The organism is Rhodococcus sp. 2H158 (genome assembly GCF_053764755.1).
Window position 1 is genome coordinate 15,547 of the sequence record NZ_JBSNCE010000011.1, and the last position, 18,752, is coordinate 34,298.

An 18,752-nucleotide genomic window follows, 5' to 3' on the forward strand; every position below is an offset into this window, starting at 1 on the left:
AGCGGCGTCCGCGGGCATGAGTATCACTACCGGAAATGCGGGCTAGTGCACCGCGGCGACCCTCCACCCCTCGATCGCGGCCCCGGACCTCTCACACCGGAACCGAGCGTGCACCCGCGTCGCAGTTCAGCCCACGATGCGCGCGGCGCGCGCCGCGCGCAGCCAGTCGGGAAACTCACCCAGCAGGCGCCGATAGAGTTCGGCATCGCTGACCTGGGAGATGTCGTCGACGCTGAAGAACCCGGCGTTGTCGACCACCCGCCCTCTCATGGTGTCGAGCTTTTCGAGCACGCCGTAGTTCGCCTTGCCGAGGCCGACGAACTGCCAGAAGGCGGGCAGACCGGATGCCTTCTTCATCAACGCGGTGATCGGGCCCTTCTTGTGGAAGCCGCCGTCGGTGAAGAACAGCACCAGCGTCGGCATCGACGCCCCCGCGGTGAGGGTGGAGATGATCTCTCCCATCACCGGCAACTCGTCGTTGCAGCCACCGATCTGTTCGTAGTCGATGCCCCCGTGCACCCCACCGAGGTGCAGATACGTCGCGCACCAGGACTCGACATCGTGGACGGCGATGTCCGGCAGCCGGGCGAACGAGACCGCATACAGATACGGCTCGAGGGTGCCGTCGTCGTCGACCTGCACCGCGATCGGCACCATCCTCTCGACGACCTGATGGATGCGTCTGCTGGTGTACTCGCGGTGCATGCTGCCGGTCTTGTCGATCACCAGCACGACCCGGGCCCGTACCCCGGCCGCACCCTTGTCCAGCAGCACCTTGGCGACTTCCCGCTTGCGCAGGTCCAGCCTCTGCCGCTTCTCCAACGAGAGTTTCGCTTCGCCGGCGACGGTGCGCACACCAGCGTTGTCCACGACCGCCGCCGGAGCAGCCGGCGGCGCCACCGCGGCGGGCACGGCAGTGGCGAGTTCGGCAGGGGCGGGTTCGGCAGGGGCGGGTTGATCGTCGACCTGCACCCCATGGTGGACCACCAGCGCCGACAGGCCCGTGTCCCACCCGGCGGAGACGTTGCGAAGCTTCCACGCGCCGTTGCGGCGATAGATCTCGAGCAGGACCGCCGCCCGCTCGGTGCTCAACCCCAACGCGGGAGCCGTCGTCTCGCCCGCCGGGTGGGCAATCTGCACGCCCAGACCGGGGACGGCGGACAAGCTGCCCGGCACACTGTCGTCGAGGGCGACCGCGACCGACAGCCGCTCGATCCCCGCGGGTATCGCGGTCAGATCGACACCGATCCGGTCGGCCGCGACCAACCGGACCGCGCCCTCCGGGGAGGCCGGCTGGTTGAAGAACACGAAATCGGCGTCGCTACGGACACGCTGGTCGGCGCCGAGTTGGAACACCATCAGATCGACCGTGCCCTGCCGGGGACCGGCCACCGCGACCGTCACCGGCCCCGAGGGGATGGTGGTGTTCTCGCCACGCGCAAGCTCTGCCATAAGCGTTCCGGCCCGGGGCGGGCCGCTTCCTTTCGTCGAACCAACACGCATTGTGACCGATACGGTGCGCATCTACCGGCCGACAGGCCCCGTGGTGTCGGGGTGCGGCTACCCGGACCGCAACGGGAATCGAGCGCGGCCCCACGCTCCTCGGGGACCGCCGGCCGGCTAGCCCAGCAGCTTGCGCAGGGTCGTCCCCAGCGGGTGCTTGACGTTGACGGAGCCGAGGCGGACGGTGCCGCCGACGATCAGATGCAGCGGGCCGAACGGGGGCCCGTTGCGCACCTTCGACTCGGCGCTCGCGGCGACGGTGTCGAGGCCGTTGATGTCGGCCGTGGCCTCGGCGGGAACGATCAGGGTGATGGAGCTGAGGTAGTCCTCGACCTGGATCCGCACCACCTGGGTGCGCATGACGGCCTCGGTGAAGTCGAGGGTCACCGAGGACATCAGGGTGTCGAGCCGCAGCACCGGTGGCACTTCCCACCGCCCCTTGCGGCTGAGGTTGGACAACCGGCCGCGGATGGTGGGTGTCTGTGGGGACGGGGCGGGAGGCACCGGCCCGGCCATCGGCGGCGCCGGAGCGGGGGTGGGCTGCGTCGGATGTGGCAGGTACTCGGGCCGCACCTGCACTCCGGGCAGGTCGACGAGCACGGCGTTCAGTTCCCCGCGGGTTCTGGCGGCCAGCGCGGTGTCCATCCGCTCGGTGAACTCCCCCAGCGACAGCATCCCCTGCCCGACCGCGCGCTGCAGCAGCGTCCCGACGTGTTCGCGCTCGGCGTCCGAGACACGCAGATCCCTCGACTCCATGATCATCAGGGTAGGCGCTGCCGCGCCGGGATCATCAGGGTAGGCGCTGGCGCGCCGGCCCGACGGTCGTGGAGCCGAGGGACGGATGCGGTCGGCTCAGATCGCCGTCGCCGCCCATCGCGCGGCGGGCACGAAGACGCCGCTGGGATCGTATGCCGCCCGGATCTCGGCGAGCCGGGCCCGCTGGGCCGGGGTCCACGCGCTCGCCACCCGTGCGGCCGGGGCCCCGTCCACGCCGCCCGCGAAGTTCATCAGCGCACCGCCGGTGGCCCACGGCGCCATCGCCCCGACGACGGTCTCGAGCGCTCCGGGCACCGCGTCGGCGATGGGCGGCACCAGCACCCCGACGGTGAACAGGGTGAACGCGGCGTCGCGGCCCGCGACGGCGTTGGGGGTCTCGGGCGGCACACCGAGCGCGCCGCCCATGGCCCGGACCTCGGCGAGCGCGATCGGCAGCGCGCCGGCGGGACCCGCGACGGCGAGCAGGGCGTCGAGTGCGGCGTCCGGCAGCTCCCGCAGCAGCACCGAGCGCTCCATGCCGGGCATCGGGTCGGTGGGGTCGGCGTGGATCGAACCAAGGGCGGGGTAGACGATCTCGGTCACGGTGTCGAGGACCGGGGTGGCCACCGCGCGCAGCGGGGCGAGCAGCGCGCCGGCGTCCTCGGCGTCGTCGACGTGCGCGAACCGCACGTGCACGGCGGTGCGGCCGCGCAGCGGCTCGGGCAGTTCCGGGAGCGGCGGGAAGTTGACGATCGCCAGCGAGCTGGACACCGAGGTCGGCGCCGCGGAGATCCAGTCCCGCCAGCGGCGCAGCACGGCCGGGGCGTCGGCGATGTCGTAGAAGAGGCCGCCGCCGTCCAGGGTCTGGATGGGCAGGAGTTCGAACGTCATCTGGGTGACGATCCCGAATGCCGCGCCGCCGCCCAGCAGGGCCCAGAACAGGTCGGGTTCGTCGTCGGGGGTGACCCGCCGCAGCTGCCCGTCGGCGGTGACGACCTCCATCCGCAGGACCCGGTCGGCGGCGAAGCCGTGGGTGCGGGCGATCGGGCCGAGCCCGCCGCCGAGGGTGTACCCGACCACCCCGACGCCCGGGGCCGATCCGGCCAGCGGCGCCAGCCCGTGCGGGGCCGCGGCGTCGAGCACCTGCTGCCAGCGGACCCCGGCCTCGACGGTGGCGGTGCGCTCGGCGCGGTTGATGCTCACCCCGTCGAGGAGGGCGGTGTCGACCAGAATGCTGTTCTCCGGCGCGGGGGCGGCGCCGTGGCCGGTGGCCTGCACCGCGACGGTCAGCCCGTTCTCGGCCGCGATCCGGACCGCGGCGGCGACGTCGGCGGCACTCGAGGCGACCACGACGGCGGCGCTGCGGTGGACGGTGGCGAGGTTGAAGCCGGCGGCGGACAGCCGGTAGCCCTCGTCCTCGGGGGCGTGTACGACACCGGCGACGGCGGTACGAAGCAGGTCGACGACGGACGTGGGAGCCAGGGTCTGGGGCGTCGGGTGGGACATGGTGCTCCTCGGAAGGATCGGATCTCGGATCTCGGTCCCTTCCAGGACAACCGCCACCGCTTAGCTGCCGCTTAGCTCCGGCTGCGCACCGACGTGCCCCGTCCGGCACAGCCGGACGAGCAGCGCGCTCACCTCGTCCCGGTCCAGGCCGGCGCCGAGGCTCGCGCACCGCTCGAACTCGGCGTCGCCGAGCGCGTCGCGGACGACCGCCGCCTCGCGCGGCCCGTCGACCGGATCCATCACCTCGGGCAGGAAGCCGATGCGGCTGCCGAGCGCCCGGACCGCCCCGAGGAGCATCGCGCCGACGTCGGGAGTACCGAGCCGGGCCACCAGGGCCGCGGCGCTGTGGACGAGCACCAGCCACGACGTCACGTCCCGCTCGGCCTCGAGGACCGGCTGCATCACCCGGACCGCGTCGAGCGCCCCGTCCGTGTCCCCGACGTCCATCGCCGTGCGCATGAGTGTCCACGACGCCGAGCCGACCGCCCAGCCGTGGCCGCAACGTTCGGCTGTCGCGACCGCCTCGCGCAGCACCTGCTGCGCCCGTTGCGGGTGGTCGAGGAAGCGCAGGATCATGCCCTCGATGAGCAAGGCGTCGGCGCGCTGCCACACGGCGCCTTCCCGGCGCAGGACGTCCGCACTCTCGTGCGCTGTGTGAAGGAACTCGTCGGACGGGCCCGTGATCGCGGAGCAGTACGCCCACCAGGACCGCATCCACGCCTCGGTGACGACGTCGCCGCCCCTCCCCGCGGCGTCGGCGGACCGTCCCAGCACGACCGCCGCGCCGGCCGCGTCCCCGGCCAGGTAGGTGAGTCCGCCCAGCCCGGTCAGCGCCGACGACAGGGTTGCCGCTGCGACAGCGGTACCGGTCCGCTCGACCGCGTCCAGGGCTGCCGATATCAGCTCCAGGCCTTCCCGGATGTGCCCACGCCGATACCAGAACCAATAGAGGGCCCCGGCGAGTTCGAGCGCGTAGACGGGATCACCGGCGGCCAGCGCGGAGGCCGCAGCGGCACGGTGCTCGGCGATGTCCGCCGTCAGGGCGTCGAACGTCTGCCGGGCCCGGGAGCCGCGCAGGTGCGGCACCGCCGCGAGGGCCCGCCGCAGCACGAACCGGCGGTGCACGTCGGCCATCCGGTCCCGTTCGGCAGCATCCGCGCGGGCCAGGGCGAACTCGCGGATGGTCTGCAGCATCGAGTACCGCCGCGGCGACGACGACGGCTCCACCCGCAGCAGCGACCGCCGCACGAGGGCGGTCAGCGGCGGCAGGACGCTCAGCGGCGGCGTGCTGCCGTGCACGGCGGCGGCGCCCTCGATGTCGAAGCTGCCCGCGAACACCGCGACCTCGCGCAGCAGCCGCGCCTGCTCGTCGTCGAGGAGCCGGTAGCTCCACTCGATCGCGTCGGCCAGCCCCCGCTGCCGCGGCGGAGCGGTGCGGGAGCCGCCCTGCAGCAGCGCGAACCGGTCGCTCAGCCCCTCGGCGATCTGCTGCTCGGACAGCACCCGCAGCTGCGCCGCCGCAAGCTCGATCCCGAGCGGGATCCCGTCGAGCTCAGTGCAGATGCGACGTACGGCTTCGGTCACCTCGTCGTGGATCGTCCAGCCCGGCACCACGCCGGCGGCCCGGACGCCGAACAACTCGACGGCGGCGCACTCGTCCAACGGCGGCACCTCGTAGACCCACTCCCCGTCGAGGCCGAGCGGCTCCCGGCTGGTCGCCAGGATCCGCACGCCGGGGCAGCGCTCGAGCAGCGCCGTCACCAGCTCTGCCGAACCGTCGAGCAGATGCTCACAGTTGTCCAGCACGAGGACGCACTCGCGCGGGGCGAGCACCGTCGCCAGGTGGTCGACGGTCCCGGGGCCGAGGATCTGCAGGGCCGACGCCACCGTCGCGGCCACCAGCGCATCGGCCCGCACGGCCGCCAGGTCGACGAACCACGGCCCGTCGGCGGGACGTTCGCCGCCGTTGCGGCACACCTCCACAGCCAGCCGCGTCTTGCCGACCCCGCCCGGGCCCACGAGCGTGACCAACCGTTCCCCGGCCAGCGCCGCGCCGACGTCCGCGAGCTCACGGGCCCGATCGACGAGGGCGGTACGGGGCGACGGCACGTTGGAGGTCGCGCTCCGCGTGCCCAGCGCGGCGGCAGGCGCCGGCGAGACCCCGGCGGTCCCCAGCAGCCGGACGTCGTCCTGCCGCAGCACCGCCGTCTCGAGTTCGCGCAGCCCGGTGCCCGGCTCGATGCCGAGTTCGCCGTCGAGCACGGTGCGCACGCGGCGCAGCGCCGCCAGGGCGTCGGCCTGCCGGCCCGCCCGGTACAGGGCGACGACCAGCAGTTCCCAGGCCCGTTCGTCGAGCGGATGCGCGGCGACGAGCCGCTCGGCGGCCTCGACGACGTCGTCGGAGCCGCCCTGATCCAGCCGGATCTGCAGCAGGGCCTTGCGGGTGCGCAACTCGATCGCCGTCAGCCGCGCGACCTCGGGGCGCACGAACTCGGCGTCGGCGACGTCGGCGTAGGGCGACCCCCGCCAGCACGACAACGCGGTCGCGTAGGCCTCGGCCGCGGCCTGAGCGGCGCCCTGCTCGCGCAGCCGGTCGCCGCGCGCGACGAGATCGGCGAACCGCACGGCGTCGATCTGCTCCGCGGCGACGGCGAGCCGGTACCGCGAGCCCTCCCGGACGATCACGCCCTCGTCCCCGCGCGGTCGCTGCGGGCTGAGCCGGTCGCGCAGCTTGGAGACGGCGAAGTGCAGCGAGCTCGTCTTCGGGTCGTCGACGTCGTGCCAGACCTGTTCGAGCAGCCGCTCCCCCGAGACGTCGCCCGGGAACGCGACGACGAGGGCGGCGAGCAGGGCACGCTGCCGGATGCCGCCGAGGTCGATCGGTCGTCCGTCGACGGTGGCGGCGAAGCCTCCCAGCACGCCGAGCGCCACGCCAGGGGAACTCATCCCGCCCGCCTTTCGATCGCCCCGCCTTTCGATCGCCCCGCCTTTCGATCGAGCACGCCACCGCCGCACCGAAACTGCGGGAGCGGTCGAATTCTAGAGGACCGGGGTGCTCCGGTGCGCTAGTCCAGCCCCTGCTCGATCGCGTAGCGGGTGAGCTCCACGCGGTTGGCGAGCTGCAGCTTGCGCAGGGTCGCCTGCACGTGGTTCTCCACCGTGCGGTGACTGAGCGTGAGCCGCGCGGCGATCTGCTTGGCCGACAGTCCCTTGGCGACGAGTCGCAGCACCTCGGTCTCGCGCTCGGTGAGGGTGGGCGGGGCGGGCGCGCGCCGGTCGACGGCCGACGACATGCGGCGGTACTCCCCGAGGACCAGACCGGCCAGTCCGGGCGTGAACACCGCCTGCCCGGCGGCGGTCGCCCGCACGGCCTCGACCAGCTCCGCGGACGACGCGCTCTTGACCAGGTATCCGGACGCGCCGGCCTTCACGGCACCGAGGACGTCGTCGCGTTCGGAGGAGGCGGACAGCACCAGCACGCGGCTGGCCGGGGAGACCCGGAGCACCGCGGCGGTGGCCTCGGTGCCGGTGCCGTCGGGCAGCGACATGTCCATCAGCACGACGGTCGGCTGCACCGCCGCGGCCCGGCGCGCGGCCGCACCGACCCCGTCGGCGGTGGCGACGACGCGGAAGCCGGCCGCGTCGAGGTCCCGCGAGACGCCGTCGCGCCACATCGGATGGTCGTCGACGATCATCACCGTGATCGGCCCGTCACCGTTCGCCGCGTTGCTGCCCTCACGCACCTCGTGCTCCTCTCCTCGGCACCCGGATCTCCCATTCGGTGCCCTGGCCGGGCGAGCTGTCGAGCACGGCGGCGCCACCGAGCCACTGCGCGCGGCCGACGATCGACTTCGACACGCCCATCCGGCCCTCGGCGCGGGCCTCGGCGAGACGGCCGTCCGCAATGCCCACCCCGTCGTCGCGGATGCTGAGGATCACCTCGTCGCCGAGGTCCTCGACCAGCACGTACGCCTTCACCCCGGCGCCCGCGTGCAGCGTCGTGTTGGTCAGGGCCGTGGCGGCGATCGCCGCCAGTTCCGCGGCGCGGACGCGGTCGAGCAGGACCGGGTCGGCGGGCGCGGAGACGGTGACGCCGGCACCGGCCTGCGCCCGCAGCAGCGCCCGCAGGTCCACGAGCTCCTCGCCGCGGTCGAGCTGGGTGCCCTGCTCGGAGACGAGCATCCGCAGCGCCGCCTCCTGTTCCCCGGCGAGGCGGGCGAGTTCGGCGGCCTCGCCCCCGAGTGCGGTGCCGCGGCGCCGCACCAGGGCCAGCACCTGCAGCACCCCGTCGTGCACCTCCCGGGCGAGCCGGTCGCGTTCCTCGGTGGCGGCCGCCACGCGCACGGCCTGTTCGAGCTGCCGGTGGGCGCGCCGGGCGGTGGTGGTGGCGAATCCCATCGCGACGCCGACCGCGACGAGCACGGGGGCGGTCGCGTCGCGCCACAGGTCGAGGTTGACCTGGTCGCGGACGACGGCGCTGACCGTCGCCATCGCCAGCGCCGACGCGACTCCCGCGGCGGGACCGCCGAGGATCGCGGCCGACAGCACGGCGTTGGCGACCCACAGGGTGGTGGGCAGCGTCTGGTGGGCGCTGTACCAGTCGTGGCCGGCGACGAGCCGCGTCGCGCCCATGAGCGCGACCGCGACGACCTGGTCGATCCCGACCACCACGGCGCGCTGCCCGACCCCCTGCGCCAGCAGCACCGCCGACACGCCTGACCACACCGCCAGCAGGGCGACGAAGAACCAGCTGAGCCGCGGCGACGTGTAGTGGGCGACGGTGGAGAACTGGGAGCTGACGGCGTAGACGACGGTGACGAGCCGGAACACCTGCGCGGCCCGCCACAGCGGCGCATCGGGGTCGGCGCCGACCTGGCGACGGGCGGGCGGGGACGGTTCGGCGGGCACGACGGCGCGGCGCGACAGCCTGCCGTCGGCTCGGCGCCGGACCATGTGGATGCTCCCTTTCCCGGTCGGTGATCGCGCTGAGAGTAGCCGCCCGAAACGCCCGGATCACGACCATGGCGCGTTGTGACGGTGGGCACAGTGGTTTGATTTGATGTCGTGTTGGGGTCCTATCGAGCCGTCGCGGCGACGTTGCGCAGTCGTTGGCCGCTCTATATGGCCTCGATGGGCGCCTCGAACCTGTTCGGCGCGCTGCTGGTGTTCGCCTTCGTCCGCTACGGCATCCCGCTGTCCGAGAACGAGAACATCATCGCGGACCGGGTCCGCAACTTCGCGGTGTTCGCGGTGTATCTGGTGTTCGCGGGGATCGTGAGCCTGACGGCCGCGGCCCTGATGCTGCGGTCGGTGGTGCGGTGGCAGCTGCGCGGCGGTCCACCCACCCGGTCCGAGCAGATGTCGGCGCTGCACGCGCCGCTGCGTCAGGCGATCGTGCACCTGATCCTGTGGATTCTCGGCGGCGTGCTGTTCGTGTTCCTCACCGCGGAGGAGATGCCGGAGCTCGCCGTGGCGGTGGCGATCACCGTCGCGATGGCCGCGACGAGCACCTTCGGCTTCACCTACATGCTGGGCGAGCGGATCCTGCGGCCGGTCGCGGCCCGGGCCCTGAGCGAGGGGGAGTTCGACCGGACCCTGGCGCCGGGCGTCGGCACCCGCCTCGCCATGACGTGGGGTCTCGGCACACTCATGCCGGCCGGCGGCATCGCGCTGCTGTGCGTCACCCAGCTGACCACCGACGTGGAGTTCCCGCCGGACGCGATGGCGTGGGCGGTCCTCGCGCTGTCGATCATGGCGATCGGCCTGGCCGGGGTGCTGTCGTCGCTCACCGCGGCCCAGATCTCCGATCCGGTCAAGCAGCTGCGCTGGGCCATCGAACGGGTCCAGCGCGGCGCGACGGACGTGCAGGTCGAGGTGTTCGACGGCAGCGAGATCGGGCGCCTGCAGGTCGGCTTCAACCGGATGATGGCCGAGTCCGACGAGCGGCGGCGGCTGCGGCAGTTGTTCGGTCAGCACGTCGGCGAGGACGTGGCGCGCCGCGCCCTCCAGTACGGCACCGAGCTCGGCGGGGAGACCCGCTACGTCGCGGTGCTGTTCGTGGACATGGTGGGCTCGACGGCGACGGCGGCCGAACGCCCGCCCGGCGAGGTCGTCGAGCTGCTCAACGAGTTCTTCCGCGTCGTGGTGGACGTCGTGGACCGGCATCACGGTTTCGTCAACAAGTTCATGGGCGACGCGGCGCTGGCCATCTTCGGAGCTCCGCTGGATCGTCCCGACGCGCCCACCGCCGCGCTCGCGGCGGCCCGGGAACTGCGGTTCGCGCTGGACGAGATCACCGATCTCGACATCGGCATCGGGGTCTCGGCGGGGCTGGCGGTGGCCGGCAACATCGGCGCGGCCGAGCGGTTCGAGTACACCGTCATCGGCGATCCGGTGAACGAGGCGTCGCGGCTGACCGAGCTGGCGAAGCTGCGTCCGAGCCGGGTGCTCGCGTCGTCGAGCGCGCTGTACTTCGCCGATGACGAGGAACGCGCCCACTGGGAACTCGGCGACGAGGTGCAGCTGCGCGGCCGGCGCCGGGTGACGCATCTCGCCTGGCCGGTGCGGTATCCGGACTCGGGCCACGACGAGTGACGGACGGCCGGGGCCCCGGCGACGAAAAGGACGATCCGCCCTCCGGCCGGCTTGGCTACGCTGAATCTTGTGGCGCAGCCCCGACGTGACCCGCCAGCACCCGACGCCGCGCGGCGCCGGGGCCGCTTCGGGTGGGTGAAGTGGCTGCTCGCCGTCGCCCTCGTGGCCCTGCTGGTGGTCGAGGGCATCTACCTGTGGCCGACGCTCAGCGACTCCTGGCGCGCCCTGACCGAGCTGCACTGGGGCTGGCTCGCCGCGTGCATCGTCGCGCAGGCCCTGTCGCTGAGCGGCTTCGCGGAGGTGCAGCGGCGGCTGCTGCGGGCCGGTGAGGTCGTCGTCGGGCACCTGCGCTCGGCGTCGGTGATCTATGCGAGCACGGCGATGGCGGTGACGTTGCCGGCCGGTCCGGTGTTCTCCACCGCGTTCACCTACCAGCAGACCCGGCGCTGGGGTGCGACGCCGGTGGTGGCGTCGTGGCAGCTGGCGGTCTCGGGGGTGATCGCGGCGGTGACGCTCGCGGCGGTCGGCGTAGGCGGGGCGTTCGCGGTGGGCACGCGGGTGAGCCCGGTGACGCTGGTCCTCTCGGTCGCCGGCGTGATCGCGCTGGTCGTCGCCGTCCGGTACGTCTCCCGGCATCCGTCGTCCGTCGAGTCGGCCGGGGAATGGGTCCTCGCCCGCGTCAACCGCCTGCTGCGCAAGCCGGCGGACACCGGGATGGAGAAGTTCGAGCAGATCCTCGGGCAGGTCGAGGCGGTGCACCTGGGTCGCCGCGACGGGCTCGCGACGATCTGCTGGTCGGCCGTGCACCGGGTCTTCGACGTCGCGTGCCTGGGGTTCGCGTGCTGGGCGGTGGGCGGTGAGCCGTCGCTGCCGGGGCTGCTGATCGCGTTCGCGGCGGCCAAGGCAGTGGGGAGCATCCCGTTGGCGCCGGGCGGGCTGGGGTTCGTCGACGGCACGCTGATCGCGACCCTCACCGCGGCGGGGATGAGCGCCTCGCAGGCCCTGGCAGCCGTGTTCGTGTACCGGGGCGTCAGCTTCATCCTGGTCGCGCTGGTCGGCTGGACGGTGGTGGCCGCCAAGTTCCGGTCGAGCCAGCACGACGAGCACATCGACGCCGATCTCGAACGTGAGGAGCACGCCCGTTCGGTGCTCGAGCGACGGCGCGGTCGGGCCGCGAGCGAGGGCACCGCCCTGCCGGAGTGACGAAATGTGATCCACCTCACACACGAAGTAGTTGCGGAATCAATCATTCGATGCGATCGTTGAGTACATCGAAGGTTGAAACTTCAACCAAAACTCGACTCGGAGGAATTCCCATGACGACCGCAACCACCACCTTCCCCGGACTCACCGCCGGCACCTGGGCCATCGACTCGGTCCACTCCACCGTGGGCTTCACCGTCCGCCACCTCGTCGTGAGCAAGGTGCGCGGCACGTTCAACGACTTCTCCGGCGCGATCACCGTCGCCGAGGACGGCACCCCCGCCGTCGCCGCCGAGATCCAGGTCACGTCCATCGACACCAAGAACGCCGACCGCGACGCCCACATCCGCTCCGCCGACTTCTTCGACGCCGAGCAGTTCCCCACCGCGACGTTCAAGTCCACCGGCGTGCGCGCCGCCGGCAGCGACTACATCGTCGACGGTGAGTTCACCCTGCACGGCGTCACCAAGCCGGTCGAGCTGAAGCTGGAGTTCAACGGCGTGAACCCGGGCATGGGCCAGGGCCCGGTCGCGGGCTTCGAGGCCACCACCGTCCTCAACCGCAAGGACTTCGGCATCTCGATCGACATGCCGCTCGAGGGCGGCGGCGCCGTCGTCGGCGACAAGATCACCATCAACCTCGAGATCGAGGCCGGTCTGCAGGCCTGATCCGCCGCACCCGCACGACACGCGAGCGCTCTCCGTCCCGGAGGGCGCTCGCTTTCGTCGGCGACCTACGCTGGACGACGTGAAGAAGTACGCACCGGCCCTGTTCGACGTCGTCCTGGTCATCGTGTTCGCCGCCCTCGGGCGCGCCAGTCACGACGAGGGGCTGACGCTGGCGGGACTGGCGAACACCGCGTGGCCGTTCCTCGGCGGCCTCACCGTCGGATGGCTCGCGACGGCGGCCCTCTACAAGGAGAAGTTCGATCCGTGGCTGGTCGTGCCGACCGGCGTGCTCGCATGGGTGTCCACCGTGCTCGTCGGGATGCTGCTGCGCGTGGTCACGGGGCAGGGCACAGCCGGTTCGTTCATCGTCGTCGCGTCGATCGTGCTGGGCGTGTTCCTGCTCGGCTGGCGCCTGCTCGCCGGGCTGTGGCTGCGGCGCCGCGTCGACGCCGCCTGACCCCGGCCGCGCGGAGGTGAACCTCCGCACCGCCGAAAGCCGCGCGCCGGATGTGGCCGCGGTGTCAGAGTGTCAGCCATGAGCGAGACCGCCGCGCCCCCCGATCGGACGAAGGAACGCACCTTCTTCGGCCAGCCCTTCGCGCTGGCCAACCTGTTCGGTGTCGAGATGTGGGAGAGGTTCTCCTTCTACGGCATGCAGGGCATCCTGATCTATTACCTGTACTACTCGGCGGCCGACGGCGGACTGGGGATCAGCGAGCTCGCCGCCACGTCGATCGTCGGGGCGTACGGCGGCACGGTCTATCTGTCGACCATCCTCGGCGCGTGGATCGCCGACCGGCTGCTCGGCTCCGAGCGCACGCTGTTCTACAGCGCGATCCTCATCATGCTCGGCCACATCTCCCTGGCACTGCTCCCCGGCCTCGGCGGCGTGGCGGTGGGCCTGGTGTTCGTCGCCGTCGGCAGCGGTGGCCTCAAGGCCAACGCGACCTCCCTGGTCGGCGATCTCTACGACGAGCAGGACACCCGGCGCGACGCCGGGTTCTCGATCTTCTACATGGGGATCAACCTGGGTGCACTGATCGGCCCGCTCCTCACCGGCTGGGCGCAGACCGAGCTGGGCTTCCACTACGGCTTCGGCCTGGCCGCCATCGGCATGGCACTCGGCCTGATCCAGTACACCCTCGGCCGCAAGCACCTGCGCGGGATCGGCGCCACGCCGCCGCACCCGCTGCCCGCCGACCGGCGCACCAGGGCCGCCGGCATCGCCGTCCTGGCCGTCGCGCTGATCGCGGCGCTGTTCGCCACCGGGCTGGTCACCGTCGACAACCTGTCGGACGTCGTGGTCGCCGCGACCGTCGCCGCGTCCGTCGTCTACTTCGTCGTGATCCTGTCCAGCCGGCAGATCACCGCCGTCGAACGCAGCCGGGTGCTCAGCTTCGTCCCCATGTTCCTGGCCAGCGCGGCATTCTGGTCGCTGTTCCAGCAGCAGTTCACCACCGTCGCGGTGTACGCCGACAAGAGGCTCGACCGCAACCTGTTCGGCTGGGACTTCCCGCCGGCGTGGGTGCAGTCGATCAACCCGGTGTTCATCATCGTGTTCGCGGGCGTGTTCGCGGCCGTGTGGACCCGGCTCGGCCCGCGGCAGCCGTCGTCGCCGGTGAAGTTCGCGATGGGCACCGTGATCATGGGCATCGCGTTCCTGTGCTTCATCCCGATGTCCGGCGGCGGCCCCAACAGCGCCCCCCTGCTCGGTCTCGCGGGGATCCTCCTGCTGTTCACGTTCGCGGAGCTGCTGCTCTCCCCCGTGGGCCTGTCGCTGGCGACGAAACTGGCCCCGCGCAACTTCCACACCCAGATGGTGGCGCTGTTCTTCCTGTCGGTGGCGCTCGGCACGGCCATGGCCGGCACCCTCGCCAAGTACTACGACGAGGCGAACGAGAAGCCGTACTTCGCCTGGGTCGGCCTCGGCTCGATCGCGATCGGCGTCGTGCTGGCGCTGCTGTCACCGTGGATCCGGCGGATGATGCGCGGAGTGCACTGACCGGTTCTCACCGCACGGCCAGCCACACCGCGAGCCCGAGGCCGGCGAGGGCGACCGTCACCCGCAGCACCTCGGGTGGGATGCGCCGGACGACGGGCGGCCCGCACCAGCCGCCCGCGACGGCGCCGAGCGCCATCGCGGCGGCCGCACCCCAGTGCACGGGGCCGAACACGGCGAAGCCGATCGCAGCGACGAGGTTGGCGACCCCCAGCAGGTAGCTCTTGAGGATGGTGGCGCGCCAGATGTGCTCGGAGGTGCAGATCAGGGTCAGTGCGAGGAAGACGACACCCGCACCCGCCCCGAAGTAGCCGCCGTACACCGCCACGACGAACAGCAGCGCCGAGTACGTCCGGGGCAGGTCCCGGCTCCCGGACAGGGCGCGGATCCGGGGTTGGGCCAGCAGCGCGAGCGAGGCGAACGCGACCATGTAGGGCACGACCGTCTCGAAGGACCCCGCGGGCGCCCACATCAGGACGACGGCACCGACGAGGCCGCCGAGCGCCGAGTACAGGGTCCACCGCCACAGCCGCGGGCCGGTGTCGACGACCTCGCGGGTCGAGTTGGCGAGCGCCCCGACGCCGACCCCCACCATCGCGACGGTGTTGGTGACGTTGGCGGCGACGGGCGGCAGCCCCGCGGCGAGCAGCGCGGGGTACGACACGATGGACGCGAGGCCGGTGACGAACCCGATGAGCCCGGCGAAGAACCCCGCGACCGCGAGCAGCAGCAGGTCGACAGGGGTCACGAACGACAAACGTACCGGGGTCCGCTTCGGTCGGTCCGGCGAGGGCGGCAGCGGTCAGCGGTCGGCGGGCGGCTTGCCCAGCTCCCGCAGGAACATGTCGGCCATCTTCACCGCGCGGTCGCCGCCGTCGGCGTTGGCGACGAACACCGCGAACGCCAGGTCGCCGGTGTACCCGTAGAACCAGCGGTCGTCACCGCTCGCGGCCGCGATGCCGGACAGACCCGGGTGCCCCTTCAGGAACGACGCCGGGCCGCTGCGCACGTTCTCGGCCATCGCGGCGCGCAGCGCGTCGGTCACGTGCGGCGGCAGCGGTTCGGCGGCCTCCCCCACCGTCGCGGGCCTGCCCTGCACGATCGCGGGCAACGGCGCCTCCCCCCGCGCGACGGACGCGGCGAGCAACGCGGCGCCGAACGGACTGAGGAGCGCCTCCCCGCCGCCGTCCGAGCCGGAGAACTGCACCACGCCGGACCGGTCCTCCCCGATCTGCGCGGTCTCGAAGTCGAAGCCGGGGACGTCGTAGTCCAGGCCGAGCCCGAGCCGGCGGGCGGTGTCGGCCAGATCGTCGGTGCTCACCGAGGCCGGGTCGACGCCCCGGTCCAGGCCCGCGGCCAGCCGCACCGGATCCAGCGTCTGCCCGGCCGGGTACAGCCCGCGCGAGGCGACGGGTCCGAGTTCCATCGCCCAGTTGTTCACGTCCAGGGCCAGGACGCCGCCGGTGGACGGCTGGATCGCCACGATCGCAGCCGGGGTGCCCACGCTGACCACCGCTTCCTTGGCGGCGAGCTGGACGTGCGCGTCGAGGGTCGCCTGCAGGTCCGGCGGCGGCGGACCCTGGAAGCCGGCGACCTGCACCGGGTCGGCGCCGGGCTCCTCGAGGGTGACGGCCCACCCGGCGGTGGCGTCCCGCTCGAGCTGCCAGGCCGCGCGCAGCGGATCCAGCAGCGGCGTGGAGATCCGCCGGTCCGCGCTGATCAGCGTCGGGGTCTTGACGACCACCACGCCGGGGATCGGGACGATCTCGTCCTCGAGGAACTGGTAGTCCTGGTCGCGCAGCTTCACCGCGGTGATGCGCGCCCCGGGGTCCGCCGCGAGGTTGCGCTGCAGCAGGTCTGCGGTGATGACCGGCGCGACGGGTTCGAGCACCTTCGCCAGCCGCGTCGTGGTGTCGACCGGGTCGGGCATGAGGGCGGGATCGACGACGACGGCGTTGATGGTCTGCTCGGCCATGAGCAACTGACCGGTGCGGTCGAAGATCTTCGGCGGCGCGGCGTCGGTGCGCACGTGGTGCACGGTGCGGGTCCGGTTCAGGTCGGGCACCAGCACCTGCGGATCCCAGGAGATCCGCCAGCCGACGGCGAGGTTCTTCGCCACGCCGTCCACCTGGTATCCCCAGTCCTTGCCGGGTCCGAAGTTCCAGTCGGCGCCGAGGGTGAAGAACCCCGTCTGCTCGTTGAGTTCGACGAACTGGGCGACGTCGTAGTCGACGCTGCCGTCCTTCATGCCCTCGAACATCTGCCGGATCGACGCCTCGGCGGCGTTCGGGTACGACGTGAGCGCGGCGGCGCCGGCGGCGTCGCCCTCGTTCAGTTCCGCGACGAAGTCGTCGACGAGTCGCTGCGCATCGCTCCGGGGTTCACCGAACACGCACGACGCCATGCCGGCCGCGAGAACCACGACGGAGACCAGGGCTGTCACGCGGCCGCGCCCCCTGCGCCAGTCCCGAAAACCCATAACGACCAACCTTCACTTCTGTCACTTCAGTAACAAGCACGCCCTGCCTACGATGCGATCACGATTGCGCCACAAGCCGCGCATCACCCCCTCAGCAGGCGTCCCGCCACGTCCACTGCCGGCGCCGAACTGCCCGCTCCCGCAACGAAAACCGCGAACGCGAGGTCTCCCTGCGAGCCGACGAACCAACCGTGGGCACCGGTGCCATCACCGTACTCTGCCGTCCCCGTCTTACCGACGAGTTCGGGTAGGTCCCGCAGCGTGCTCGCGGTTCCACCCGTCACAGTCTCCCGCATCATCGTCCGCAACGCGGCAGTGACCTCCGCCGGCGCGGCACCAGGGGTGCGATCGGCCACCGTGGGCCGGCCCTCGACGAGCGTCGGCAGCGGCGTCGAGCCGTGCGCGATGGACGCCGCCACGAGTGCCATACCGAACGGTGACGCCGTCACCCGGCCCTGGCCGATCGCGGACTCGACGCGCTCCGCCGGGGTCTGCGCCTCGGGCACGCTGCCGGTGACCGTGACCAGTCCGGGCGTGACGTAGTCGACCCCGAGCCCGAACTGCAGGGCCGCGTCGGTGAGCGCGGTCGCCGGCAATCCCACCGCGAGCCGGCCCATCGTGGTGTTGCACGAGAAGGCGAAGGCCGTGTGCAACGGGACCGGTCCGAGGTCGAAGCTGTCGTCGTTGGGGATGACGCGGCCCTCGATGTTCGCCGTCCCGGGGCACGGCACCACCGTGTCGGGGGTCACGGCCCCGGCCTGCAGGGCGGCCGAGGTGGTGACGGTCTTGAACGTGGAACCGGGCGGATACAGCCCGGTCAGCGCGATCGGTCCCTCGGCGTCGGCGGCGGCGTTCTGCGCCACCGCGCGTACCGCCCCGGTGGACGGTTCGATCGCGACGATCACCGCCGGTTGCGGCAGTGGCGCCAGCACCGCCTCGGCGCGGGTCTGCAGACCCAAGTCGAGCGTGGACTGCAGGTCCGGCGCCGGCGGACCGTCGGCACCGGCGACGCGGCGGGCGCTGCCGTCCTCGGACACCGACTGCACGGCCCAGCCGGCGGAGGCGTCCTGGCCCTGCTGCCACAGCTCCCCCAGCCCGGAGAGCACCGGCGACGCGAGCGCGCGGTCGACCGTCAGCAGCCGGGTCTGCCGGACGAGGGTCACGCCGGGCAGCGCGGCGAGCTGCGCCTCGATCGGCGCGATGTCCGCGTCGCGGAGGGTCACCGCGGTCACGGGCTTGCCCTCCGCCGCGGCGACGTCGGCGGCGAGCGACTCGGCGGTGACGGTGGGCGCGGCGGCCGCGAGCAGCGGCGCGACGGCCGCCGGGTCGGCGGTGGCATCGAGGTTCACCAGCGTCACGACCTGCTGTTCGAGGATCGGCTGCCCGCCACGGTCGAGCACGGACGGCGGTGGGCCGACGGTCGTGGTGTAGCTCAGCGTGGTGCCGGCGGTCAGGCCCGGGGCCAGCACCGCCGGGTCCCACTCGATGCGCCAGCCCTCCGCGTCGACGTCCAGGGCACTGCCGGACGTGCGGTACGACCAGTCCCGGCCCTCGGCGAAGTGCCACGCGACGTCGAGTTCGAAGGTGCCGCCGTCGCCCGTGCGGGCGAGGTCGAGGTCGGGCCGGACCCCGCCGAGCCCCTCGAACACGCCGTCGATCGTGGCGGCCGCCGCCGCGGGATCGGTGGTGAGCTCCGCCGCGGCCCGCACGTCACCGGCCTCGAGCGCCGCGGCGAACTCCCCCACGACCGTCTCGGGCTGATCGGGCCCGAAGGAACACCCGGCGGCCGCCAGCGCGGCGGCGACGGTCAACAGGAGCGGAACCGGTCGGCGTCGGAGGAGTGGCACAGCAACGATCATGCCCGAAGCCGGACGGTGCCGTCGTTCACCACCGCACGCACGTTGCGTACATGCTGCCTGTAGTGATGCGGCCCCAATTCGGGAAAATCGATTGCCGGCCCGACGGACGCTGTTCTACCGTCGGTTCCTGTCACATTCCCGTCGATCGGAGAAGGCCGTTGCTCCTGTAGAGGTTTCGCCCGCCG

At 72.4% G+C, this 18,752-nt stretch carries 14 protein-coding genes; 5 read left to right on the forward strand and 9 right to left on the reverse strand.

What is annotated here, in order from left to right:
* Window positions 1-126: 126 nt before the first annotated feature.
* The 6 genes from ACWPOB_RS12455 to macS form a co-directional block, all read right to left on the reverse strand.
* Window positions 127-1,452, reverse strand: a complete 1,326-nt coding sequence (locus ACWPOB_RS12455) for a VWA domain-containing protein (RefSeq protein ID WP_455400996.1) — start codon at window positions 1,450-1,452, stop codon at window positions 127-129.
* A gap of 168 nt (window positions 1,453-1,620) precedes the next feature.
* Window positions 1,621-2,259 carry a DUF1707 SHOCT-like domain-containing protein gene (locus ACWPOB_RS12460; RefSeq protein WP_455400997.1) on the reverse strand — a complete coding sequence of 213 codons (639 nt, stop codon included), beginning with the start codon at window positions 2,257-2,259 and terminating at the stop codon, window positions 1,621-1,623.
* A gap of 96 nt (window positions 2,260-2,355) precedes the next feature.
* A complete protein-coding gene (locus ACWPOB_RS12465) occupies window positions 2,356-3,765 on the reverse strand; it encodes an FAD-binding oxidoreductase (RefSeq protein WP_455400998.1) in 1,410 nt (469 codons plus the stop codon).
* A 60-nt stretch (window positions 3,766-3,825) separates the two neighbouring features.
* Window positions 3,826-6,711 carry an AfsR/SARP family transcriptional regulator gene (locus tag ACWPOB_RS12470; protein ID WP_455400999.1) on the reverse strand — a complete coding sequence of 962 codons (2,886 nt, stop codon included), beginning with the start codon at window positions 6,709-6,711 and terminating at the stop codon, window positions 3,826-3,828.
* A gap of 119 nt (window positions 6,712-6,830) precedes the next feature.
* Window positions 6,831-7,460 carry a response regulator transcription factor gene (locus ACWPOB_RS12475; RefSeq protein ID WP_100059031.1) on the reverse strand — a complete coding sequence of 210 codons (630 nt, stop codon included), beginning with the start codon at window positions 7,458-7,460 and terminating at the stop codon, window positions 6,831-6,833.
* Between the two features lie 40 nt (window positions 7,461-7,500).
* Window positions 7,501-8,718, reverse strand: a complete 1,218-nt coding sequence (gene macS, locus ACWPOB_RS12480; RefSeq protein WP_455401000.1) for a MacS family sensor histidine kinase — start codon at window positions 8,716-8,718, stop codon at window positions 7,501-7,503.
* Between the two features lie 168 nt (window positions 8,719-8,886).
* Between macS and ACWPOB_RS12485 the strand changes: the two genes are divergently transcribed.
* The 5 genes from ACWPOB_RS12485 to ACWPOB_RS12505 all read left to right on the forward strand — a co-directional run bounded on the left by ACWPOB_RS12485 (window position 8,887) and on the right by ACWPOB_RS12505 (window position 14,232).
* The gene (locus tag ACWPOB_RS12485; RefSeq protein WP_100057889.1) at window positions 8,887-10,359 is read left to right on the forward strand and encodes an adenylate/guanylate cyclase domain-containing protein; all 1,473 of its coding nucleotides are present in this window, start codon (window positions 8,887-8,889) and stop codon (window positions 10,357-10,359) included.
* Window positions 10,360-10,428: 69 nt separating this feature from the next.
* A complete protein-coding gene (locus ACWPOB_RS12490) occupies window positions 10,429-11,562 on the forward strand; it encodes a lysylphosphatidylglycerol synthase transmembrane domain-containing protein (RefSeq protein WP_455401001.1) in 1,134 nt (377 codons plus the stop codon).
* A 113-nt stretch (window positions 11,563-11,675) separates the two neighbouring features.
* A complete protein-coding gene (locus ACWPOB_RS12495; protein ID WP_100057890.1) occupies window positions 11,676-12,230 on the forward strand; it encodes a YceI family protein in 555 nt (184 codons plus the stop codon).
* A 79-nt stretch (window positions 12,231-12,309) separates the two neighbouring features.
* Window positions 12,310-12,687 (forward strand): DUF3054 domain-containing protein, encoded by a 378-nt coding sequence (locus tag ACWPOB_RS12500; RefSeq protein WP_100057891.1) that lies wholly within the window; start codon window positions 12,310-12,312, stop codon window positions 12,685-12,687.
* A gap of 78 nt (window positions 12,688-12,765) precedes the next feature.
* Window positions 12,766-14,232, forward strand: coding sequence for a peptide MFS transporter (locus ACWPOB_RS12505; protein ID WP_100057892.1), 1,467 nt, complete (start codon window positions 12,766-12,768; stop codon window positions 14,230-14,232).
* Between the two features lie 7 nt (window positions 14,233-14,239).
* Here the strand turns inward: ACWPOB_RS12505 and ACWPOB_RS12510 are convergent, their stop codons facing one another.
* The 3 genes from ACWPOB_RS12510 to ACWPOB_RS12520 all read right to left on the reverse strand — a co-directional run bounded on the left by ACWPOB_RS12510 (window position 14,240) and on the right by ACWPOB_RS12520 (window position 18,567).
* The gene (locus ACWPOB_RS12510; RefSeq protein WP_006941495.1) at window positions 14,240-14,977 is read right to left on the reverse strand and encodes a sulfite exporter TauE/SafE family protein; all 738 of its coding nucleotides are present in this window, start codon (window positions 14,975-14,977) and stop codon (window positions 14,240-14,242) included.
* Window positions 14,978-15,031: 54 nt separating this feature from the next.
* Window positions 15,032-16,708 carry an NTF2-like N-terminal transpeptidase domain-containing protein gene (locus ACWPOB_RS12515; protein WP_455401002.1) on the reverse strand — a complete coding sequence of 559 codons (1,677 nt, stop codon included), beginning with the start codon at window positions 16,706-16,708 and terminating at the stop codon, window positions 15,032-15,034.
* Between the two features lie 83 nt (window positions 16,709-16,791).
* Window positions 16,792-18,567 carry a penicillin-binding transpeptidase domain-containing protein gene (locus tag ACWPOB_RS12520; RefSeq protein WP_455401003.1) on the reverse strand — a complete coding sequence of 592 codons (1,776 nt, stop codon included), beginning with the start codon at window positions 18,565-18,567 and terminating at the stop codon, window positions 16,792-16,794.
* Window positions 18,568-18,752 lie beyond the last annotated feature (185 nt).